We start from the raw sequence: 20,933 nt of genomic DNA on the forward strand, positions 1-20,933 counted from the left end.
TGGAATCGATTGATGCGGGCGGTCAGGCGTGCTTGGTCGGCTGACCCGAACGCGTCGCCTCGTGCGCAGTGGTGGTCGCGGCCCTCGGCGCGGTGGCCGAGCGCTTCGCGTGGGCCGTCGCGGATCCCGTGGCAGTCCGGTGCGCGGACGACGAGGGTGACGGGGTGGGCGACAGCGACGGGGTGGGCGAGGGCGACGGGGTGGGCGACAGCGAGGGCTGCACGGGTATCCCCATCGCGGGAGCGGCCGCCTGCACGCCGATCAGGCTGCTGCCCATGGCGGCCGCCAGGACCGCGCCGACCACGGAGACCGGCCAGCCGAAGCCGCGCAGCAGTCGGCCGCGCGCGCCCGACTGGTCGACGAACACCGGTGCGGGAGCGGGCTCCTCGTATTCCGACTCGAACATGTCAGGCTGTGCCCGCTGCGCCGGTCCGCGTTCGAGGGACGTGATGACTTCGCGCACCTTGCGAGGCCTTTCCGTGCAGGGTACGTGGACCGCGTGGGCGTAGAGGGGGAACGGTAGTGCACCGGCATGATCCGAATTGGCCTCGATGGTGGCAATTGGTCCGATATGTTCAGGTGTTGTAATCGAACTGGAATGCCTAACGGCAGGTCAGGGGCCATGGGGGCATCCGCACGGTCGCCGGCTACCGATCGGTACATTTCTCGGTCGCAGCCGGCCGATCCAGCCCTCCTAGCAGTCGTTCGCATACAGCGGGATCCGGGGCCTCCGAGCGCGCCGTCACCCCCGGGCTCGGACCGTGATCCCGACCACGTGCGGGGCGGCAGGGATCGCGCGCTTCGCTAGGATGACGCCCTCGATCGATGTGATCAGTCGTTGATCATTCTGCAAAGGGCGTGTCCTGGTGCCGCCTCCACGCCCCAAGGAGCCCCCGTGAGCCAGCCCCGCCGCACCCCTCGCCGCTGCGCGTGGACCGTGCTCACGCTGCCGACCCTCGTCTGCGTACTCGCCGCGTGTTCCGGCGCCACCACGACCGGCGGGAGTGCCGACGCGCCCGCGCAGGGCGTGCCCGCCCGCAGCGCCTCGGCGACCCCGTCCGGACCGCCGGGAACCCTCTTCGACGACTTCCACTACAGCGGTCCCGACGACCCCTCGTTCACCGCGCACGGCTGGCAGGTCCGCGAGGGCGAGGGCGGCCCCGGGGTCAAGGACACCTGGTCCGCCGCCGGCGCCGGCTTCCCCGCCGACGCAACCGCCCAGGGGGCAGGACTCTGCAACTGCAGGCGTCCACCGACGGCACCAAGCAGGGCACCAAACAGGTCGAGGTGCAGAGCACCGGCACCGGCCTCCTCACGGGGACCTTCGCCGCCCGGGTCTACCTCGGCGACAAGCCCACCGGCGGTCGCAACGGCGACCACGTCGTCCAGTCGTACTTCCCGATCTCCCCCGAGGACTCGTCGGCGAACTACAGCGAACTCGACTTCGAGTACATGCCCAACGGCGGCTGGGGTTCGGTGGGACCGGAACTCGACACCACGAGCTGGTACCGGGCCGACCCGCCGGACCGGGTCACCCATGCCCTCAGGCAGCACCTCGGCGGCTGGCACATCATGATGGTCACTGCCATGAACGGGAAGGTCACGTACTCCATGGACGGCAAGGAGCTGTTCACCAGCTCCGGCAAGTACGTCCCACGCGAGAACATGGACATCCACTTCAGCAACTGGTTCATCGACCTCCCCTTCACCGGTGGCTCCCGGACGTGGGACATGAAGGTCAACTGGTTCTACTACAAGGCCGGTGAGGCCGTGTCCCAGGCGGACGTCCAGAAGACGGTGGACGGCTTCTACAGCGCCAACACCGACTACATCAACACCGTGCCGAAGTCCTGACCCGGCCCACCACTGCCCACAGCTTCGACAACCTCACGGACTCCATCGGCACCTCCGTCCCGGCGGCGGCGGCCACCTGTCGTCAGCATCCCGGGGTGCACGCACCGGCGTCCCGGCCGCGGATCACCTCGGCGGCCCGGCCCAGCTCGGCCAGGACGGTACGGACCGCCCGGCGGGCGGTCCGCTCGGGCCGGTGCAGGACGTCGACCTGCCGCCGGGCGTGGAGACCGGTGAGCGGTCTGAGCACGACGCCGGGGTGCGGACCTGCCGTCCAGCGCGGCATCAGGGCGACGCCGCCGCCGGCCGCGACGACCTCCGCGGCCATACTGAACTCGTTGATCCGGTGGGCGATCCGCAGCGGCCGGTTGGCCGCCGTGGCGACCGCGTCCACCGTGGCCATCAGCGGGAAGCCGTCGTGGACGGTGATCCAGGGCTCGTCCGCCACCTCGCGCGGGGTCAGCCGCCGCCTGGCGGTCAGTGGGTGGCCGGCCGGCAGGGCGACGTCCAGCGGCTCGCGCAGCAGGGTGGTCGCGGTGACGGTGCGCGGCCACGGCGGCGCGTGGTCCAGGCGGTGGGCGATCACCAGGTCGTACGAACGGGTGAGCGGCGGGAAGCGGTCCTGGGTCACGTCCTGGTCGGCGAAGGAGAGCCGCGGCCCGCCGGGGGCCGCCAGGCCGCGCAGCAGCAGCGGGAAGAACGCCGCACCCGCGCTGTGGAAGGCGGCGACCGACACGTCCCCGTCCGGCCGCTCGGCGAAGTCGGCGACGGTCTGCCGTGCCCGGGCCAGCGCCGTCTCCACCCCGACGGCCGCCTCGGCCAGCGCCCGCCCCGCGTCGGTCAGCACGACCCGGCGCCCGGCCCGCTCGGTCAGCGGCACCGTGACGGAGCGCTGCAGCAGCCTCAGCTGCTGGGAGACCGCCGACGGGGTCACCAGCAACGCCTCGGCGACCGCGGTCACGCTGCCCAGTTCGCCCAGTTCACGAAGGATCCGCAACTGCCGTGCATCCATGCCGACAGTGTAGGTCTGCTACAGCATTCCTTCAGTAAGTGGTACTGGGCTACAGCATCCGTCCCGGTGCACGGTTGGGGCGTGTCCGATGCCCGCGGCCCCTCGCGCCGCCCCGATGTGATCCTCTTGCTCGTCGCCGTCGTCTGGGGTTCCAGCTACCTGGCGGCGAAGACGGCGACCACGGCCGTGCCCGTCCTGACCGTGCTCCTCGTCCGGTACGCCGTCTCCGCCGTCGCCTGCGGCGGACTGGTCGCGGCACGCCGCGGGACCAGGCGGTTCACCCCGGACGAGCTCCGCTCCGGTGTCCTGCTCGGGGTCACCCAGGCGGCCGTCCTGGTCCTGGAGACGTACGGGGTCGCGCACACCAGCGCCGCCAACGCGGGCCTCATCATCAGCCTGACCATCGTGCTGACCCCGCTGCTCGACCGGGCGGGCGGACGCGGCCCGCTGCCGGGCGCGTTCCACGCCGCCGCCGGCACGTGCGTGCTGGCCGTCGGCCTGTTGATGTCCGGAACAGGACTGCACCTGCCGGGCACCGGCGACCTGCTGATGGTGGCGGCGGCCGTGGTCCGGGCCGGGCACGTCGTGCTGGTCGGCCGGCGCACGGCGGACGGGGCCATCCGTCCGCTGCACCTGACCACGGTGCAGACCGCCGTCGGCACCGTGCTGTTCCTGCCCGCCGCCGCGACGCAGTTGCCCGCGCTGGCCCGCAGCGGGGCCGCCACCTGGGGCCAACTGCTCTACCTCGCCCTGTTCTGCAGCGTGTTCGCCTTCCTCGCGCAGACCTGGGCCGTGCAACGCACCTCGGCCAGCCGGGCCAGCCTGCTGCTCGGCACCGAACCGGTGTGGGCGGTCGTGACCGGGGTCGCCGTCGGCGGCGAACACCTCGCGCTCATCGCCGCGCTCGGCGCGGTCCTCATGGTCGCCGGCACCTCCTGGGGCCAGGCCGTCGAACGCCGCCACCGCACGGCCCCGCGGCCCGCCCCCGTCCCGAACGCGGAGGCCCTCACGGGCGTCTGACCGGTCCGGGGGCGGGGCGACGGCGCAGCGAAGTCCGTTGTCAGGCGATGTCCTTGAGCAGCCCGACCGCGCCCGACGCAGAGCCGGCGTCCTCTTCGCGATGCTCCGCGACGGCACCTCTACGAACCTCGGTCCGCCGGCTCCGCCTGAATCACCGGGACTCAGGCTCCCCACAGACAGGACAGTCGTACTCGTCCTGCGACTCCATGGCCACCGGGTGCCCGCAGAAGACACAAGGACGCACCGCCCCTTCGGCGGGCACCCGGACGACCGGCTCATGATCCATGCCGGACAGCCTGCCACGCGATCCCTCCGCTGTCTCCCGACCGCTTGACCGCACACGGGGGCGCCCCCGTCGACGCCGTCCGGCACCGACCGGCCCGCGGCCGTACACCGGCCACCTGCCGGCCGGCGGCTCCCCGTGACGCGGGATCAGGCCTGCCCCGCACCACCGTCCGCCGCCAGGCGGGTGAGCCACTCGCGGAGCAGGCGCTGCTCGGCGTCGCTCAGGACGTCGGCGTCGTCGGGGAGGGCGGCGCGCAGCGCGCGGGCCGCCGGGGCGGGGCCGGTCTCCGCGGCGGAGACCGTCGGTTCGGCGCGGGTGACGGCGGCGACCATGGATTCGCGCAGGATGGTCAGCAGCGCCGGATTGCGGCGTTCCGCGGGGGTGGATTGCCAGGTGATGACCGCGCCCTGGCCGGTGGCCTGGATGATCTGGGCGGCCAGTTCCTCGTCGACCCGCAGCCACCCCCGGCAGCCAGCCGGCGCACCCGCCCGTGGAGGATCTCCAGGCCCGCGCGGTGGGCTGCGTCCGACCCCGGCCGGTGGCCCGGTTCATCACCGCGAACAGCTCCGGGCGCGAGACCCCGAACTCCACCACCAAGTCCCAACCGCGGCGCAGCTCCTCCACCGGATCCTCCGGGGCGGGGTCGAGCTGCGCGCGCTTGCTCTCCAGGAACTGTGCGTAGCCGTGCTCGGCGACCGCCTCCAGCAGCCCCTCCTTGTCGCCGAAGAGGCGGTAGATCGCCGGTGGCTGCATCCCGGCTGCGGCGGCGACCGCGCGGGTGCTCACCGCGTCGGGCCCGCCCTTCTCCAGCAGCTCGACGGCCGCCGCGACGATACGGCGGCGAGAGCTGTCGGAGGTATCGCGCACAGTCATGAATCGATGATATCGGATGCTTGATTCCATCGTTAGTACCAGTGTTACCATCGAGATGATTCCACTGGAAACAGCATGGGGAGTACTTCCGTGATCATCGTGACCGGAGCCACCGGAAAGCTCGGCCGCCGTACCGTCGAACGCCTCCTGGACCGCTTCCCCGCCGACCACCTCGGCGTCAGCGTCCGCGACCCCCGCATGGCCCAGGACCTCGCCGACCGCGGCGTCCGCGTCCGGCAGGGCAGCTTCGACAACCCCGCCTCGCTCGTGCACTCCTTCGAGGGCGCCGAGCAACTGCTCCTCGTCTCCCTCGACCGCACGGGCGAGGAGTGCGTCACCGGCCACCGCGCCGCCATCGACGCCGCCGTGAAGGTCGGCGTCGGCCGCATCCTCTACACCAGCCAGATGGGCGCCGCCCACGACTCCCGCTTCCAGGCATGCCGCGACCACGCCCGGACCGAGGACCTGCTGCGCGCCACCGGCCTGCCCTGGACAGCGCTGCGCAACGGCTTCTACGCCGCCAGCGCCCTGCAGTTCCTGGACTCCGCCCGCCGCACCGGCGACATCGCCCTCCCCGCCGACGGCCCCGTCGCCTGGACCGGCCACGACGACCTCGCCGAGGCGACCGCGGCGATCCTCGCCGACGAGGGCCGCTTCGAAGGACCCACCCCCTCACTCACCGGCCCGACGGCGCTCGACTTCGGCGCCGTCGCGGAGATCGCGACCCAGACCACCGGACGGTCCTTCACCCGCACGGTCGTCCCCGATGCCGCCTTCCGCGAGCAGGCCCTGGGGCACGGTGCCCCGGCCCCGATCGCCGACCTGCTGGTGAGCATCTTCGCGGCGGCGCGGAACGGCGAGTTCGCCGGCGCCGACCCGGCACTGGCCGAACTGATCGGCCGCGAGCCCGCCACCTTCCGCACCCTGCTGGAGCACGCCTGGGCCGAATAGATCCGGCCCTGAACTGCAGGAACAGGGGCCGGTTGCCGGACCGGGGGAACTCGGCGTGGAGGTGGGCCGAGGCGAAGGGGTGCCCCGGAAACGCGGCAGGCCCGTCGGCACCGGCTGCCGCTCCGGTACCGACGGTCCTGTGCCGCGTAAGCTGTCGAAAGCCTCGAGGCGCGGCGTGGCGCGGCGGAGGCCGGGTCAGGGAAGGTTGCCGGAAGCGCCCGTGACGGGGACTGCGCGCCGGCGGGTCGCTAGCAGGCGTTGCAGGTACTGGCCTTGTGCCGGGCGCCGTGGCTCTTGAAGTGCGTCGCAAAGGTGTCTCCCGCGCTGTTGATGGCTCCGGGATAGGCGAGCTCGGTGTCGGGCGCGCCGTGGAAGTTCCACCTGGTGTTGCAGTAGTGGGCTGAGCTTGCCCAGCGCCTTCGTGGTGGAGCCGCACTTGGCGTAGGCATCGGTGAAGGTGACCCCCACAGGGTCGGGGCGTGCCCGGGCGGCGCAAAGCACCTTCTCAGCAGCGGAGTTGGCTCCCCGGGCAGCCATCATGGCTGACGGGGAGACCGTAGCGGGGGCGGTGTGCCGACATATTGACGTCCCGAAATATCCAGCAGAACCTTTGAGTGAACTCGGTCACCATCGCTTGCGATGCAGGCGCGCGGAGACCACCGGTACGGACTGCCCCCGGAGTCGCAGGAGGATCCGCGGGTGCCGGGGAGCCTGACGACGGACGCGGGGCAGGGCCCGGCGCCGGATGGCCGACGGACTGTCAGGCGGGGCGTCGCCCGTTCGGGTGCAGCTAGCCAGCTCGGATGGCTCCACCGCGCCGTTCACCGCCGGACCCCCGTTCGGCACCGTCATGGCTGAGCCGTGCGTGTACCGCACATTCGGCCCTGGTCTCTGCGGAGTGTCTGTTGCGGGTTCGCCCGAGATGCGCGATGAGATGACAGTGGCTCAGATGACCATGTGACAGCCCTTCACATATCGGTGTGACCGGCCGCCCATCAGGCCCGATTCGCCCCGACCGGAACCACCGCTTCGGCGTGCGCCATTCGCTCCACGTCCGAGCGCATCACACACCTCACCCGCGAACGCGGATACGAAGGAGTTGCTCGTGCCCCCCACTGCCCTGCGCGCCGCACGCCCCCTCGCCTCTCACCGGGGGCTGCGCCGGTGCGCCGTCGCGGCCGCCTCGGCGGCGCTGCTCCTCGGCGCGTCCGCCCCCGCGCTGGCCGCCGAACCGAGTCCCGCGCACCACTTCGACCGCGACCACGTCGGTTCCACCGTCGCCGCCCACGAGGGCAGCGGCTCCGGCAGCGCCGCCCGCACGCTGGCCGTCACCCAGACCCCCGGCAACGACGTCTCCGGCTGGCAGGGGAACGTGGCGTGGAGCACTGCGGCCGCGAACGGCGCCAAGTTCTCGTATGTGAAGGCCACCGAGGGCAGCACCTACACCAACCCGTACTTCACCCAGCAGTACAACGGGTCCTACCGGGCCGGGCTGATTCGCGGTGCGTACCACTTCGCGCTGCCGGACCACTCCTCCGGCTCCGCCCAGGCCACCTGGTTCGTGAACCACGGCGGCGGCTGGTCGGCCGACGGCAAGACCCTGCCGCCCGCCCTCGACATCGAGTACAACCCGTACGGCGCCTCCTGCTACGGCCTCAGCCGGAGCGCGATGGTGTCGTGGATCCGCTCGTTCAGCACCACGGTGCACAGCCGCACCGGGCGTTACCCGGTGATCTACACCACCACCAGCTGGTGGCAGCAGTGCACCGGCAACTACAGCGGCTTCGGCACCACCAACCCGCTGTGGATCGCCCGCTACAGCTCCTCGGTCGGCACCCTGCCGGCCGGCTGGAGCTTCCAGACCTTCTGGCAGTACGCGGACTCCGGCACGCTGCCCGGCGACCAGGACCGCTTCAACGGCGCCTACGACCGTCTGAAGGCTCTCGCTCTCGGCTGAAATCCCCGGGTCACCCCGGGATCCCCGGGGTCCGGTCGAGCCGCTCGCCCCGGCGCCAGACCACGCGGATGGACAGCGAGTCGGTGATGTCCGTCGTGGGGTCGCCGTCGATCAGCACCAGGTCGGCCTGGAGTCCGTCCCTCAGCGCACCGGTCACGCGCCGGTCTACGTCTACTGGGTGAATTTCGCCCGGTACGGTGAGCCCGACTCCCCCGGCGCGCCGGGGTGGCGCCGGTACGCGGGAACGGGGTCCGCCCTGCTGGACCTGGCGTCCACGCCGTCGACGGTCGCCGACCCGGACGCGGCCCGGTTCGCGTTCCTGGCCTCCTTCCGCGCGGACGGCCGCTTCCCCGACGCGTGGGCCTCCGTCGCCGGCTGACGCACCCGCGGCGTGCCGACGCGGCCACGACGCCGGACGGCCGGTCCGGGTGGGATTCGCCCCACCCGCACCGGCCGTCCCGGCTACCGCGACCGGGTGCACGTCGGTCGACCCGGCGGCCCCCGGTCATCGGCGCGGGCGGATCACCCGCCGACGCACGTGCCGCTGCCCGTGCGGCAGGCGTACCCCCTGTCCGGCGGTGGTGCGGTCGGGGCGGACGCGCCGGGGACCGGCGCCGTGTAGTACTGGGCGTCGAGTTCGACGCCGAGGACGTAGCGGTTCTCGCCACCGGCCCGCCCGATCAGGCTGTCGAGGGAGATGGACCGGTACTCACGGTGGTAGGTGCTCGCCTCGTTCGGCGCGGGCCGGGCAGGAGCGGTGGCGGGGACCGGGGCGATCCGGGAGTGATCGCTGAACGGTGCGAGTGGAAGCTGGGTCACCTCGACGTGCAGGAGTTGATCCCCTTCCGGTACGAGCCGTAGGCGTAGGCAGGCCGTGGCCGGCCGGAGCTCGGGGAGGCGGTCGCCATGCGGGTTTGATCGATCCGGAAAAGCTCGTCCATCGGTGTGGCCTGCGGTGTCCAACCTGCACGGCTCAGCGCCCGGTTGATCCGGGTCAGCTCCTCGGGGAGGCTACCGTCGAAGGCACCGAACCATGCCGAGGTGCGCATGCAACTGACCGGGGCCCAGCGGCGCCGTTCACCGATGAAGGCGACGTTGTCGTTGGTGGAGCAGAGATCGTCGGCGCTCCGGCCGGCGTCGGTCATCCACGGGACGGCGGTGCGCACCTGGGCCAGGGCGTCGTCCAGCCGGGTGGTGGCGGCCCGGTCGGCTGTGGCGACCTCCGCGGATGTCGAGATCCCGTGGACGTCGGGCATGGCCGGGTCGAGGTAGTCGTGGACGCTGACACAGGCCCAGACGATCAGCAGGACGAGGACCACGCCGACTGCGGCCAGGGCACCCACGCATCCGCGGCCCTTGCGTGGGGCCCCGGCCGATGACCCGGCTGCTCTCGGTGGCACAGAGTCCGACGCGGGGTCCGACGCGCCGGTCATGATCGTCCTCCGGTACCGGAGGTGGCCGGCCACATCGGACGGACCCTCGAACGGTTCCACGCAAGCATGCGTCGATGATCGCAAAATTGTCGGTGCCGAGCGGATGCTCGACCGGCACGATCGGGCAACGATCCGGCACACGTGCCGAGTTCGACGGACCGGGCGGTGTCGCGGCGGTACCCGTCGGCCACGGGGCGCGGCGCGCGCCCACCACGTACCCGTGGCGCCGGATCCCGGCGAGCGTCCGCCGCAGGTCCAGGGCGCTGTGCAGGGCGTCGCCGCTCTGGCCGGCCCGGCAGCAGGCCAGGGCCTGCTGCTGCACCCGGGCCGGCGCGTGGGCGAGGAGAACTCGGCCCCGACGAACTGCTCACCCGGCTCGACGGCCTGGTCGCGCGGTCGGCGGCCGAAGCGGACCCCGGGCAACGCGACACCGTCGGCGCGACGCGCCTGGTGGCGCCGCACGACCGGGTGGCCGGCCGGTGCACCACCCGCACCCGGAGAGCCGGATGCGGAGGGGTGTACCCAGCACCACCATCAAGTCGGATAGGAGCACTACTGCCTCGGGCGCGCGCGAACGACAGGCTGATCGTGTGCCCGAGAGACGGGCACGGGAGGGAGTCAGGTGTCATGGCGAGCACTCAACCGACCGGCGCTCATTCGCTCCGCTTGGTCCGCGCGGACGCCGGTCCGGGCTCCGGTGTCCCGCCGATCCTTCCGAAGGCCGCGGCCGCTCCGACGTTACCCCCGCTGCTTCGCCGGGCGGCAACGGTCCTCACGGTGCTCGGGCTGGTGATGATTCCCTGGCTGGCCTTCCTGCACACCGGGCTGCCGGCCACCGCTCAGGCCTCGCACTGGGCCTGGACGTGGACGGGTCTGGACAGCTTCGAGGCGCTCGGCCTGCTCTCCACCGGGCTGCTCCTCAGGCGCGGCGACTGCCGGGCCGGCCTGACCTCCGCCGCGGCCTCGGCCCTGCTGCTGGTCGACGCCTGGTTCGACGTCATGACGGCTGCCCCGGGTTCGGACGTCAAGCTGGCGGTGCTGATGGCGGTCTTCGCCGAGTTGCCGCTGGCCATGGTCTGCGCGTTTCTCGCGACCCGCGCCATCCCTCGGCCGTGCCGCCGGGCGGAAGAGCTCGTGATGTGATCGGCGCTTGCGGTCCGGTCCGTTGAGGAAGTCCCCGGCCTGCCGCAACGGCGGTCCACGGGCGATTCGTTCGGCCCGCCCGGTCCGTTCGGCCCGCCCGGTTCGCCTGCCGACAAAGCCGGTGCCGGCACAAGCAGATTGCACACCAACACAACTGATGGGCCATCAGGATGCTCCGATGGACCAATCGAACATTTGGGGAGGAAATATGAGGCATTCGCGGGCATTGATCGGCGCGGGAGCTGCTGCCGCCATCGCCGGCACCTGGTGGTTCACCGACTCCGCGCCGTACCCGTACTCCCAGCGCCGACTGCTCGACCTGCCACTGCCGTTCCTGACCCTGAAGCGTCTGGACCATGTGCTGCAGGCCCGGGAGGGCGAGAGGATCCTGGAGATCGGCCCCGGAACCGGCCTGCAGTCGCTGCATGTCGCACCGCAACTGACCCCGAACGGCAGGCTGGACATCGTGGACATCCAGCAGGAGATGCTCGACCACGTGGGCCGCCGGGCCAAGGAGCAGGGCGTCGACAACATCGTGCCGAACTGCGCCGACGCACATGAACTTGCTTTTACGGACAGCTCGTTCGATGCGGCATACCTGGTGACGGCGCTGGGCGAGATCCCGGACCCGGCGCGTACGCTGGCCGAGCTGCGCCGGGTGCTGAAACCGTTCGGGCGACTGGTGGTCGGCGAGTTCTTCGACCGGCACCAGATCCGGCCGTCCGCGCTGATCAGCCTGGCGGAGGGAGCCGGGCTGCGGGTCGCCCGGCTGTACGGTCCGCCGTTCGCGTACTACGCGGTGCTGCGTCCGATCGACGCCTGACGCCGCTCGGGCGGTTCCCGCCCGGCCGGAGCGTAGACCGGACGGCCGTAGCCGTAGTGCTGAAACGGTGCTTACCGTGGCGGCCGCCGGGTTCACTCCTTGGGCTGTTCACGGGTGCGGACACAGCGATACTCACCGGGGCACGGTGCCCGTTCCAGCGGGCCCCTTCCACCTGCCGGCGGCCGGCGGAAGCCGACCTGCCGACCCGAGATGCCGTCCGCCCACAGGCCGAGATCGGGATCTACAGCTGGTACCAGGTTCACCAGGAGATCGGGTACAGGTTTCATGGCACTGTCCTCCTGCGGTGCCATAGCGTCGTGCCATGACGATTCCAGCCGGACTGAGACGCACGGTCCTCCGGGTGCGGCGGGACACCGGCTTTCTTGCCGCCGGTGTGCTGCCGCACCTGGGACTGGTGCCCGTATGGGCCTGGGCGGCGGCGACTACCGCCAGGACGGGGAACTGGCTCCTTACGGTTTCCCTTTCGGCCGCCCTGGCCGTGATCGGCACCCCGGTGCTGACGGCCGTTCAGCGGGCTCGCTACCGGCTGTTCATCGGTGTGGACGTCCCCCGGCTCACCCCCACCGCGCCGGAACCATGGACGTGGGCCTCGACCGCCCGGCGGCTCGCGGCGACGCGGCCTTGGCGCACAATCGGCTACCACCTCCTGCTGGGCCCGCTGCTCGCGCTGCTGGAGCTACTGGTGCTCGCGGTGGCGGTGGCGTGCCCGGCGGGCGTCATCGCCTACGCCTGGGCGTGGGCGCTGCCAACCGGGATCCGCCAGGACTGGTTCGGCTACGTGACCCAGCTGCCGGCTTACACAGCGGCTGGACTCCTCCTTCTGTGCGCCCTGCCCTGGACCGCGCGGGCAGTGGCCGGGGCCGAGGCGCGGCTGGCGTTGGGCATGCTCGGGCCCAGCCGGGCGCAGCGGCTCCAGGAGCGGGTCGATCAGTTGGCCGTGAGCCGGAGCGACTTGATCGCAGCCGTCGACGCGGAGCGCCGCCGCATCGAGCGCGACCTGCACGACGGCACCCAGCAGCGGTTGGTATCCCTCGCGGTCAACCTCGGCCTGGCCCTTGCCACCCGCCCGGACCTGCCGGGTGATGCCCGCGAGGTGATCGCGAGGGCGCACCTGGAGGCGAAGGAGGCGATCGCCGAACTCAATGACCTGGTGCGGGGCTGCACCCGGCGGTGCTCGAAGACCGAGGTCTGGACGCGGCGTTGTCCGGGCTGGCTGCCCGCACGTCCCTACCGGTGCGGCTGCGGGTCGATCTGGAGGAGCGGGTGGCGCCCAGCGTGGAGTCGGTCGCGTACTTCGTGATCTCGGAGGCGCTGACCAATGCGACGAAGCACGCCGACGCGATGCGTGCGGAGGTCCTGGTCCGTCGGGTCGGCGAGGTGCTGCGCGTGCGCGTGACCGACGACGGGCTGGGCGGTGCCGACGCCGCCGCCGGCACGGGGCTGACCGGGCTGGCCAGGCGGGTCGGCTCCCTGGACGGGACCTTCCACGTCAGCAGCCCCGTCGGGGGACCCACCACCATCACCGCGGAGCTGCCGTGCGCGCGGTGATCGCCGAGGACTCGGTGCTGTTGCGGGTCGGCCTGGTCAAGGTGCTGGAGATGGGCGGGTTCCAGGTTCCCGCCGAAGCCGGTGATGCGGAAGGGCTGTTGGCGGCGGTGGCGGAGCACCGGCCCGAACTCGCCCTGATCGACGTCCGGATGCCGCCGGACTTCACCGATGAGGGGGTGCGAGCGGCGATGGAGATCCGCCGGCGCTGGCCGGGGACGGCGGTGGTGCTGCTTTCCCAGTACGTGGAGGAGCGGTACGCGGCCGACCTGCTGTCCGCGAACACCAGCGGTGTGGGCTACCTGCTCAAGCAGCGGGTCGCCGATGTCGCCGACTTCGTGGCGGCGGTCCGGCGGGTGGCGGACGGGGGCACGGCCCTGGACCCGCAGGTCGTCGCCCAGTTGCTGCTGCGGCGCGACAGCGACCCGCTCGCGCGGCTGACTCCCCGCGAACGGGAGGTGCTCGGCCTGATGGCCGAGGGGCGCTCCAATGCCGGCATCGCGCAGGCGCTGGTGGTCGGCGAGAGCGCCGTGGCGAAGCACATCAACAACATCTTCGCCAAGCTCGACCTGCCCGTGGTCGACGCGGACCACCGCCGCGTCCTGGCCGTGCTCCGGTTCCTCGGAGCGTCCCGGGCCTGACCTTCCCGTCCGTGATCACGATCTACCGGCGGAGCACCCGGCCGTGGGCGCCCCTTGTCGCGAAAGCGGGACGGCCCTGGGCTGTGACCGGTCGGCGCGTGCGGCCAGGAATGCCCGCGTCGTCACGAGCAGGCTGCACCTGCCGACGGACGGGCGCTGCGGTTGACGCCGTCGTGGACGGTGTTGTGGACGGTGTTGTGGACGGTGTTGTGGGGCGGGCGCAGGTGACCGGGCCGGGTGTGAAAGGAGCGGGCATCGGCCGGGCCGGTGGTGAACGGGTCGGCCGGCTCGGACGTGGTCCGGTCGATGCCGAAGGCATCCAGCTGGGCGGCAAGGTCGGGGTGAAGGGCTCCGGCCGCGCGTGCAGGTGCCGGGGCGCCTTCTCGGCGGACACAGTGATGGGTCATCATGGGCCCGACCACGACGGCGGCCCGCGACCCGGCCGCCGGCCCGGGCACCGGAGGGGCGCAGCCCGATGAGTCTGGCCGGCCGAGCACGCCTGCCGATCGACGGCCGGGCCGTTGCCCGCAGCCGCCGCCCCTTGACGCTTGCCCGGGAGCTCTTCCGGGGTCCTTCCCGGCGGAGGAGGCGATCGTCCGCGAGCTGCTGCGGGAGCTGCCGCCCGCGGCCCGGTACGTCTCCTTCAACAGCCACCTCGGGAAGGCCACCGGCGCCGACCTGCTCTGGTGGTGGGTGGAGCCGGGCGGGCGGGGCTTCGGCTGCCTGATCCAGGTCCGGAGCCTCACCCGACACGCGGGTGTCTGGCGAATCGGCTCGGACCGCCGGGCCCACCCGGACACGCAGCTGACCCGACTGCTGTACACGTCCAAGCACTTCGACGTACCGGCCGCACTGCTGCTCCACCCCGGGACGCCCACCGCGACCGCCACCGCCGGCGGGTCTGCGGAAGAAGCGGCTGCCGCGGAGGCGGCCGCGGACGACCATCAGCCGTACACCCGGGCTGCCGGCCTGCTGCCGGCCCTGACGGTCCGTGGCGACCTCCGGATCCGGGCCGCGGAGGCCGAGAACGCCGGGCTCCGGCTCGGTGGCCTCGACGGACCGGAGCTGCTGGAGCGCGCCGTCCCGTTCGCGTCGCTTCTCGACCCCGGCACCGAGCCGCTTCCGCCCCTCACCACGAATGAGGAACTCGCCCGGCGGGGCGTGCACCGCCCGCTGCGGCCGCTGATCGCCGAGCCACAGTCCGGCGCGGGTGCGGTCGCCCGGATCATCCACGACGCCTTGCAGCCCCAGCCACCGTGCGCGGCCCGGACCACCGACGGCACCCTGCTCGACGGACCCGAGCGGAGGTCGGGGTTCGATGCCGTCGCCCATCTCGGCCATGTCGCCGCCGGTCTGCGGCCCACGGTGCCCGACGACGTCCACCGGGCGCTCGCCGGACACGGCCCGGCGCGGCTCGCCCGCTACGTCGCCGGCCTGGTCGTCGTCCCGCTGTGAGGCGTCGCCCGGGCCGCACCACGGCGGGATCCGGCTCCAGGCGGTCGGTGCAGGTGCCGGCTCGGTTCCGCGTCGGTCACAGCAGGGTGGGGTGATCTCGACCGCGGACAGCAACTCATCGGACTCCGTGATCGAAAGCGTCCCCGAGCGCTCCCTGCCTGTCCGGACCCGCGACGGCACACAGCCCGAGATCTCAATACGGGGCGGCCTTCGGCTCCTCCAAGCGGTCGATGTAGCCCTGGACCAGACTCGCAGGCACCGGGTTGTCCCAGTGTTCCCGCCGCACCACGAGGTGCAGCTCGTTCAGGAGGCGAAGGGCCTCGTACCGGTACCCGTCCACCGTGCCGAGCGACCTGGCGGCCTGCACCCTGTCGTGGGTGTCCAGAGCCCCGTCCTCCGCCAGCCGGGTGAGCAGCGCGGCACCGGTATCCCGGCCGCCGTCGACCTCGCACAGGGCCTTGGCGGCCAGGACACGCAGATGGCCGCCGGCGGTGCTGTCGTCGGCGAGGCCGATCAGGACGGCGACTCCGGCCTCCTGGTAGCCGGCCGAGGCCGCGAGGGTTTCGGCCGCTGCGGTTCGCTCCCAGTCCTTGAGCGCGCTGTCGTGGGCGAGTTCGGTCAGGAGCGCGGCGCCGGCGGCCTGGCAGCCGTCGGTGTCGATCAGTCTGCGGGCCGCCTTGCGGCGCTGATCGCTGTTCAGGGAGGTGCCGCGGACGAGGAGGCACACGAGCTCCGCACCGGTCTGCCAGTGCTCCTCGAGCACGAGCAGGCCTTGGGCCGCCTCCAGGCGGCAGCGACTGTCGTGCAGGGTCGGGTCGGTGGCGAGCCGGACGAGGAGCGCGGCACCGAGAGCGCGGGACTCGTCCCTGCGGGCGAGCGCAGCAGCCGCCCACACCCGACCGCGGTCATCGTCGAAGACGCGCTCCTGCACCCTGCGGTGCACCCACGTCGGCCACCACCACCGCGCCGCCGGGCTCTGCGCGGGGGTCTCGGCCAGGCGCACCAGACGGGAGGTCCCGGCCTCCCCGTGCCCGTCCAGGGCGGCCAGGTAGTCGGCGGCCCACGCCCGCGCGTACCGGAGCCTCGCGTCGTCCGCGAGCGCGGTCAGCAGAGCGGCGCCGTCCTCGCGGTGCGTGTCCAGGGCCGCCAGGGTCCTGGCTGCGTGGATGCGACCGTGGCCCATGGTGGTGTCCTGGGCGAGGCGGGTCAGCAGGGCGGCTCCGTCCTCCCGGTGCGCCGCCATCCCCGCCAAGGTGGCGGCCGCACTTCGGCGGAGGTAGTCGTTCAGCGAGGCGTCCCGGGCGGTACGGGTCAACAGGGCGGCCGCGGCCTCCTGGTGCCCCTCCACGGCGCTCAGGGCCACCGCCGCGTTCAGACGGTCGAGGTCGTCCGCGAACCCGTCCAGCCAGAGCCACTTCCGCAGCAGCCGGCGTCGTTTCGGCCACGTCCTGGTGCTGTCGTCGGCCAGGCGTGCCAAGCGCTCGGCACCGTCCTCGGCGTGGCCCACCACCCGGGCCAACGCCGCAGCCGCGTCCACACGGGTGTGACCGGCCAGTGAGGTGTCGTCGGCGAGGCGTGCCAGCAGGGCTGCCCCCGCCTCACGATGGCCGTCCCAGAACGACAGGGCCACTGCCGCGGACACGCGCCTCTCCTCGCAGAGACCGGCGTCCCCGGCGAGCCGGGCCAGCTCGGCGGGGCCGGGAGACGCAGATCCACCCGGTGCCGGGTCCGCCGTGGGTTCGCCCATGATCCTCCTCCGTCGTGCCGGACGTCCGCGGAGCGCACGCCCGGGCGTCATGGATGCCGTGCGGCTCACGCGGGAGGTGGGCCGCCGGACATGTCGTCAGGTGAGCCGGAGCGTGAGCACTCCGCCGGCGTGTCCGACGACGAGGTCGGAGCCGGCGGCGGCCAGGCAGGTGACCGCCACGTCCAGGGCCAGGTGCTGCACCGTGCCGCTGCTCGGTTCCCAAACCCGCAGGCCCCGCCCGGAGTTGCTGCCGGTGACCAGGACGGTCCGCCGGCCGGGGAGCGTGGTGGCGGTCATGGCCGTCAGGAGACTGCCCGGAGCGTCCGCGGGCAGCCCGTCGCCGACCGGGGTGCCGGTGGCGGGATCCCACAGCATGACCACGCCGCGGCGGTCCCCGGTGGCCACCAGGTCACGGTCCTGAGCGGGTACGGTCGCCACCAGAGCCACCTGATGGCGGTGGTCCTCCCGCACCCGCTTGCTCGGCGGTGTCGCGGCCCCGGGCTCCCAGGGATCGTCCACGGACGGATCCCACAGGTGGACGTCGCCCTGGGTGTCCGAGGCCGCCACCAGCGTGTGTCCGGGCGAGATCGGCACGGCGGCGATCGATGCGATCGCACGGCCGGTGGGGTTGAGACGCGCGACGGACTCGCCCGTCCGCGGGTCCCGCAACCGGACCGCCCCGCGTGGAGTGGCGGTGACGAGAAGGGTCCGGCCGTCCGGGACGGCCGCGGCGCACATGGCTTCCACGGAGCCGAGCCAGTTGGCGACGGGCTCGCACAGCGGCTGCCCGGTGCCCGGGTCCCACAGGACGAGCGTGCCGTCCGCGTGCCCACTCGCCAGGACGACCGGTCCCTCGGGCAGTTGAAGGGCCGTCAGCGACCGGACGGGGCTGCGATGCGCCGCGAGCGGCGCGTGGACGAGCCGACCGTCGGCCGCGTCCCACAGGAACACCGTGCCGGTGTCCCCGGCCGCCGCCACCAGCGTCGGCCCGACGGGCGAGGACACGACCGCGAGCGCGCTGACGCCCTCACCGGGACCGGGCCCGGACGAGGGGCCGGAGAGGACCTTCACCCGGCCCCGGGGCGTGCGGTCGGCCCCGAGCAGCACGCCGCCCTCCAGCCGAAGCCCCGCCCCCGGCTCACCGGTCCGCCCCGCTTCCGGAGCCGTCGGCGTCGCCGTCGCCGGGTCCGACCAGCCGTCCTCCGTCCGCACGCGCCCGGGTGCGTCGTGGGGGCGGGAGCCGTCGGGGTCCTCCACCAGGCAGTCGGCGATCGACCAGGTCTGCTCGCAATCCGGGCACTGGAAGTCTCCGGTCAGCAGCATGAGCTTGCGGGCCCACTCCTTCCCGGCCCAGTCCGGAGTGCCCCTGACCGCCACCATGGCCGCGAGCAGGCACAGGACGGCCCGCCCCGGCGTCCCGACGGGCAGACCGGCCACCGCGACCGCGCGGGCCACCCGCAGGAAGGGCACCCACTCCTGCCCGAGCGCCCCGTCCGGCAGCGCCCCGGCGACCTCACCCCAGACGTGCCCGTCCCGGGACGCCGCCGCGGGATCCGGCAGTCCGGGTGCCTCGAAGAGCGGGCGTACCGGGTCCACGAAGAAGTCGGCGATCTCGGTCTCGTACTCGCAGCCGGGGCAGGACAGCACGATGCTGCCCTCCTCGAGCCCGACGGAGTGCCACAGCACCTCTCCGATGCGGTGGCCGGCGAGAGCCGCGCAGGAGAGCGCGAGATACACGCACTCCGCGGCGGGCGCACCCGCCGTGAGGTACCCGCGCACCGCTGCCTGCGCGGCCAGTCGAACAGCGGCCGTGAACCCTGCTTCGAGGTCGGCGGGAATCGGCGTCGCGGGCGCCGCGGTCACCATGAGCCCCAGGTCCACCCACAGGCCCACGAACCGGCCGGGCGACGCCGCCGCGGCCTCGACGACGTGCGGCAGGACGGCGAAGGCCCCGCTGTAGAGGGTCTCCTGCTCCAACAGGCCGTCGCGGACGCGGCTCCACGGCTCCTTCCACTCCTCCCCCGCGCCGGCAGCGCCCGCGGCGGCCATCGCCTCCAGAACCTCCTTCAACTCCTCGATCGACACACCGTCGAGGTCGCGCCAACGGGGGCTGTCCAAGGGCAGTTTCGCTATCACGCAGTGCGCTCACAATCGACGATGAGGATCCGGACGAAACGGACTCGGGTACTCGGCGGCCCAGCTGGTCGGCCACGGTCGCCGCCGCGCGAGGCACGATCGGCTCCAGGGCGTCCAGGACGGCGGCCCAGCCGCTCGGGGGCACGGCCCGGACGGGCCTGAGCCGGCCGTGGTCGGAGCCGACCGCGGAGCACATCACGACCAGGAGTTGCAGCAGCCCCGCCCTGCGGACCTCGGCGTCCGCGTAGTCCCCCACCTCGCGCGCGGGCCCCTGGCCTGCTCCCCGGTACTCGGCCCGGATCTCCAGGACCAGCGAGGTGACGCGGTTCCGGCGTCGAGCGGGCGACCGTGCGCAGGCGGTCCACCCCGGAGCGCTCGGGCAGGCCGTGAACCGCGCCTGTCGCCAGGATGCCGGGGAGGGACAGCGCTCCTTCCCACGCCGCGGCCTCGCCTCGGCGCTCCCGCTCGTCGAGCAGCAGCCGGCCCGCGCCCACCTCTCCGGTGCGGACCATCTCGTCGACCACCTGGTCGACCAGGTGCTCAACCGGCAGGGCTCCAGTGTTCACGGGCCGACCGTATCCCCCGCGCCCGACATTTCCGGCCGTCCGGGTGAGCCGCTCCCGGCCGGCTTGGCTCACCCAGACGGCTTGGCGCGCCCGGGCAGCGCAGGGCCGGCTCGGGAACACGGCACAACCTGCGGTTGCGACCGCGGCTGCGGCGGCTCCCGTTCCCAGCGGCCAGATGGGCGCCGCATCGCTCTTCCGGGCCCGAGGTCAGCGCTCGGCCGTACACACAGGTTCGTGCCACAGCGTCCGGACCACTGTCCCGCCCCGGACGATGCGCTCGCTGAACCAGGACCGACAGCAGCCGCCGGCGGGCGCGCCGGGTCAGCGGGCGCGGAGGCAGCGGTGGTGGCAGGACGACGACGGCGGTGGGAGGGTGTGGTCATACCCAAGGCGATGCCCAGGACGGTGCTTCCGTGAATCCTGTCGGCACCCGAACGCAGCAGCCCCGGGCGGCCCTCCGTCGGCCCGGGAGGGTGGGCGCCGACGGTGCACGGTCCAGGAGTCACCGGAGAAGGTCAGCCCGCCCTCGGCCGGAGGGCGGCGCACTGGTGCCGGGTCCGGTTCGTGTGCGGGCCGGGCGGCAGGAACAGCGCCCGGTCGACCGGTGGCAGGCTGCGCCGGTCCGCGGCACGAGGGAGCAGCCGCGGCTCCGACCTCCAGACGCCGCCCGCCACCGCCCGACACCGACCGCCGACGGTACCGCGCCGTCAGACAGCCAGGTCAAGACCCGTGGTCGCGCCGGCGAGGGCGGCCCAGACCACCTCGGGGTGCTTGATGTCGCCGTGTGCGCCGGCGAACGGCGACTGGTCGGCCTTGATGACCTCGTCGCCGCACAGCCGGTAGAAGTGCCGGCCCTGCAGCGGGTACGGCTCACCCGCGGGTCTGAGGTCGAACTGGTCGACGCCGCCCTGCTGGAAGCCGTCGTGGCCCATCCCTCCCCAGCGGTAGGTCAGGTCGGAGGCCGCCTGGTCGTCCTCGTTGTTGAGCATCGACGCCGCCGGGTACCACCAGCCGACCGCCCGGTCGGCGAGCGAGAAGGTGGACTGCAGCGGCCCGGCGACCCGGTCGAAGTACGGGGCCAGGAAGCCGTTGCGGTCGATGTCCACCGGCATCGGCGCGGCGAAGCCGAAGTGCGAGAAGGCGCCTTGGACGAGCAGCACGGAGGCGACCGGGCTGCCGATGCCGTCCGGCAGGCCGGGCAGCGCGAACGCGACCAGCCTGGCGCCGAAGCTGTGCCCCATCAGGTGCACCCGGCGGCCGTTGCCGGCGCACCGGCCGAGCAACGGGCCGAGTCCGTCCCTGCCGATCACCCCCGCACGGTTCTTCATCTCGTAGTAGCTGGCGGTGCGCAGCGCCTCCCGGGCGCCGTGCCAGAGCACCTTGAACGGGTTGGGCAGACCCTGGGCGTCGCCCTGCTCGCTCGCCAGCCCTGCCAGCGCGCTGAACACCTCGCCGGTCGGCTTGTCCAGCACC

Annotated in this window: 21 protein-coding genes and 1 pseudogene; 11 read left to right on the forward strand and 11 right to left on the reverse strand. The window is 72.9% G+C overall.

Going from position 1 to position 20,933, the window contains the following annotated elements:
* Positions 1-22: 22 nt before the first annotated feature.
* Complete coding sequence (locus ABEB13_RS02705; RefSeq protein WP_345704091.1) at positions 23-406, reverse strand: hypothetical protein; 384 nt, start codon at positions 404-406, stop codon at positions 23-25.
* Positions 407-1,287: 881 nt separating this feature from the next.
* Here ABEB13_RS02705 and ABEB13_RS02710 point away from each other — a divergent pair.
* Complete coding sequence (locus ABEB13_RS02710) at positions 1,288-1,854, forward strand: LamG domain-containing protein (protein ID WP_345704092.1); 567 nt, start codon at positions 1,288-1,290, stop codon at positions 1,852-1,854.
* 82 nt (positions 1,855-1,936) lie between these two features.
* On the opposite strand, the gene ABEB13_RS02715 is transcribed toward ABEB13_RS02710, so the two are convergent.
* Positions 1,937-2,863, reverse strand: coding sequence for a LysR family transcriptional regulator (locus ABEB13_RS02715; RefSeq protein ID WP_345704093.1), 927 nt, complete (start codon positions 2,861-2,863; stop codon positions 1,937-1,939).
* 81 nt (positions 2,864-2,944) lie between these two features.
* Between ABEB13_RS02715 and ABEB13_RS02720 the strand changes: the two genes are divergently transcribed.
* Complete coding sequence (locus ABEB13_RS02720) at positions 2,945-3,883, forward strand: DMT family transporter (protein ID WP_345704094.1); 939 nt, start codon at positions 2,945-2,947, stop codon at positions 3,881-3,883.
* A gap of 432 nt (positions 3,884-4,315) precedes the next feature.
* On the opposite strand, the pseudogene ABEB13_RS02725 reads toward ABEB13_RS02720, so the two are convergent.
* A pseudogene (locus ABEB13_RS02725) lies at positions 4,316-5,072 on the reverse strand (TetR/AcrR family transcriptional regulator).
* 60 nt (positions 5,073-5,132) lie between these two features.
* On the opposite strand from ABEB13_RS02725, the gene ABEB13_RS02730 reads away from it, so the two are divergent.
* Positions 5,133-5,993: an SDR family oxidoreductase gene (locus ABEB13_RS02730; protein ID WP_345704095.1), complete on the forward strand. Its 861-nt coding sequence runs from the start codon at positions 5,133-5,135 to the stop codon at positions 5,991-5,993.
* 248 nt (positions 5,994-6,241) lie between these two features.
* On the opposite strand, the gene ABEB13_RS02735 is transcribed toward ABEB13_RS02730, so the two are convergent.
* Positions 6,242-6,442, reverse strand: a complete 201-nt coding sequence (locus ABEB13_RS02735; protein ID WP_345704096.1) for a hypothetical protein — start codon at positions 6,440-6,442, stop codon at positions 6,242-6,244.
* 656 nt (positions 6,443-7,098) lie between these two features.
* On the opposite strand from ABEB13_RS02735, the gene ABEB13_RS02740 reads away from it, so the two are divergent.
* Positions 7,099-7,950: a lysozyme gene (locus ABEB13_RS02740; protein WP_380230955.1), complete on the forward strand. Its 852-nt coding sequence runs from the start codon at positions 7,099-7,101 to the stop codon at positions 7,948-7,950.
* 10 nt (positions 7,951-7,960) lie between these two features.
* On the opposite strand, the gene ABEB13_RS02745 is transcribed toward ABEB13_RS02740, so the two are convergent.
* Positions 7,961-8,107 carry a hypothetical protein gene (locus tag ABEB13_RS02745; protein ID WP_345709996.1) on the reverse strand — a complete coding sequence of 49 codons (147 nt, stop codon included), beginning with the start codon at positions 8,105-8,107 and terminating at the stop codon, positions 7,961-7,963.
* Positions 8,108-8,128: 21 nt separating this feature from the next.
* Here ABEB13_RS02745 and ABEB13_RS02750 point away from each other — a divergent pair, with 21 nt between their 5' ends.
* Complete coding sequence (locus tag ABEB13_RS02750; RefSeq protein ID WP_345709997.1) at positions 8,129-8,329, forward strand: hypothetical protein; 201 nt, start codon at positions 8,129-8,131, stop codon at positions 8,327-8,329.
* A 143-nt stretch (positions 8,330-8,472) separates the two neighbouring features.
* On the opposite strand, the gene ABEB13_RS02755 is transcribed toward ABEB13_RS02750, so the two are convergent.
* Both ABEB13_RS02755 and ABEB13_RS02760 read right to left on the reverse strand, forming a co-directional pair.
* Positions 8,473-8,769 carry a hypothetical protein gene (locus ABEB13_RS02755; protein WP_345704097.1) on the reverse strand — a complete coding sequence of 99 codons (297 nt, stop codon included), beginning with the start codon at positions 8,767-8,769 and terminating at the stop codon, positions 8,473-8,475.
* Positions 8,766-9,293, reverse strand: a complete 528-nt coding sequence (locus ABEB13_RS02760) for a hypothetical protein (RefSeq protein ID WP_345704098.1) — start codon at positions 9,291-9,293, stop codon at positions 8,766-8,768. The genes ABEB13_RS02755 and ABEB13_RS02760 overlap by 4 nt, the downstream gene beginning before the upstream one ends.
* An 882-nt stretch (positions 9,294-10,175) precedes the next feature.
* Between ABEB13_RS02760 and ABEB13_RS02765 the strand changes: the two genes are divergently transcribed.
* From ABEB13_RS02765 to ABEB13_RS02780, 5 genes are all read left to right on the forward strand, one after another.
* Positions 10,176-10,526: a hypothetical protein gene (locus ABEB13_RS02765; protein WP_345704099.1), complete on the forward strand. Its 351-nt coding sequence runs from the start codon at positions 10,176-10,178 to the stop codon at positions 10,524-10,526.
* Positions 10,527-10,734: 208 nt separating this feature from the next.
* Positions 10,735-11,349 carry a class I SAM-dependent methyltransferase gene (locus ABEB13_RS02770; protein WP_345704100.1) on the forward strand — a complete coding sequence of 205 codons (615 nt, stop codon included), beginning with the start codon at positions 10,735-10,737 and terminating at the stop codon, positions 11,347-11,349.
* A 499-nt stretch (positions 11,350-11,848) separates the two neighbouring features.
* Entirely contained in the window at positions 11,849-12,670 is an 822-nt protein-coding gene (locus ABEB13_RS02775; RefSeq protein ID WP_425559855.1) for a sensor histidine kinase, read from the forward strand.
* Complete coding sequence (locus tag ABEB13_RS40230) at positions 12,634-12,918, forward strand: sensor histidine kinase (protein WP_425559856.1); 285 nt, start codon at positions 12,634-12,636, stop codon at positions 12,916-12,918. Before ABEB13_RS02775 ends, ABEB13_RS40230 begins: the two co-directional genes overlap by 37 nt.
* Positions 12,906-13,556, forward strand: a complete 651-nt coding sequence (locus tag ABEB13_RS02780; RefSeq protein ID WP_345704101.1) for a response regulator — start codon at positions 12,906-12,908, stop codon at positions 13,554-13,556. Before ABEB13_RS40230 ends, ABEB13_RS02780 begins: the two co-directional genes overlap by 13 nt.
* Positions 13,557-13,678: 122 nt before the next feature.
* Here ABEB13_RS02780 and ABEB13_RS02785 read toward each other — a convergent pair whose 3' ends face one another.
* Entirely contained in the window at positions 13,679-13,966 is a 288-nt protein-coding gene (locus ABEB13_RS02785; protein WP_345704102.1) for a hypothetical protein, read from the reverse strand.
* On the opposite strand from ABEB13_RS02785, the gene ABEB13_RS02790 reads away from it, so the two are divergent.
* Positions 13,965-15,011 (forward strand): hypothetical protein, encoded by a 1,047-nt coding sequence (locus ABEB13_RS02790; protein ID WP_345704103.1) that lies wholly within the window; start codon positions 13,965-13,967, stop codon positions 15,009-15,011. The genes ABEB13_RS02785 and ABEB13_RS02790 overlap by 2 nt on opposite strands.
* 193 nt (positions 15,012-15,204) lie before the next feature.
* On the opposite strand, the gene ABEB13_RS02795 is transcribed toward ABEB13_RS02790, so the two are convergent.
* The 3 genes from ABEB13_RS02795 to ABEB13_RS02805 all read right to left on the reverse strand — a co-directional run bounded on the left by ABEB13_RS02795 (position 15,205) and on the right by ABEB13_RS02805 (position 20,932).
* Positions 15,205-16,653 carry a hypothetical protein gene (locus ABEB13_RS02795; protein ID WP_345704104.1) on the reverse strand — a complete coding sequence of 483 codons (1,449 nt, stop codon included), beginning with the start codon at positions 16,651-16,653 and terminating at the stop codon, positions 15,205-15,207.
* A gap of 201 nt (positions 16,654-16,854) precedes the next feature.
* On the reverse strand, positions 16,855-18,876 hold the full coding sequence (locus tag ABEB13_RS02800; protein ID WP_345704105.1) for a WD40 repeat domain-containing protein: 2,022 nt from the start codon (positions 18,874-18,876) through the stop codon (positions 16,855-16,857).
* Between the two features lie 1,291 nt (positions 18,877-20,167).
* Positions 20,168-20,932: a hypothetical protein gene (locus ABEB13_RS02805; protein WP_345704106.1), complete on the reverse strand. Its 765-nt coding sequence runs from the start codon at positions 20,930-20,932 to the stop codon at positions 20,168-20,170.
* Position 20,933 lies beyond the last annotated feature (1 nt).

The sequence above is a fragment of the Kitasatospora paranensis genome (assembly GCF_039544005.1).
Taxonomy (GTDB): Bacteria; Actinomycetota; Actinomycetes; order Streptomycetales; family Streptomycetaceae; genus Kitasatospora; species Kitasatospora paranensis.

Excerpts from the sequence above, each read along its gene's own strand:
- ABEB13_RS02770 (WP_345704100.1), top strand. The coding sequence starts at position 10,735 with ATGAGGCATTCGCGGGCATTGATCGGCGCGGGAGCTGCTGCCGCCATC.
- ABEB13_RS02790 (WP_345704103.1), top strand. The coding sequence starts at position 13,965 with ATGGGCCCGACCACGACGGCGGCCCGCGACCCGGCCGCCGGCCCGGGC.
- ABEB13_RS02785 (WP_345704102.1), bottom strand. The coding sequence starts at position 13,966 with ATGATGACCCATCACTGTGTCCGCCGAGAAGGCGCCCCGGCACCTGCA.
- ABEB13_RS02705 (WP_345704091.1), bottom strand. The coding sequence starts at position 406 with ATGTTCGAGTCGGAATACGAGGAGCCCGCTCCCGCACCGGTGTTCGTC.
- ABEB13_RS02715 (WP_345704093.1), bottom strand. The coding sequence starts at position 2,863 with ATGGATGCACGGCAGTTGCGGATCCTTCGTGAACTGGGCGAACTGGGC.
- ABEB13_RS02735 (WP_345704096.1), bottom strand. The coding sequence starts at position 6,442 with ATGCCTACGCCAAGTGCGGCTCCACCACGAAGGCGCTGGGCAAGCTCA.
- ABEB13_RS02765 (WP_345704099.1), top strand. The coding sequence starts at position 10,176 with ATGATTCCCTGGCTGGCCTTCCTGCACACCGGGCTGCCGGCCACCGCT.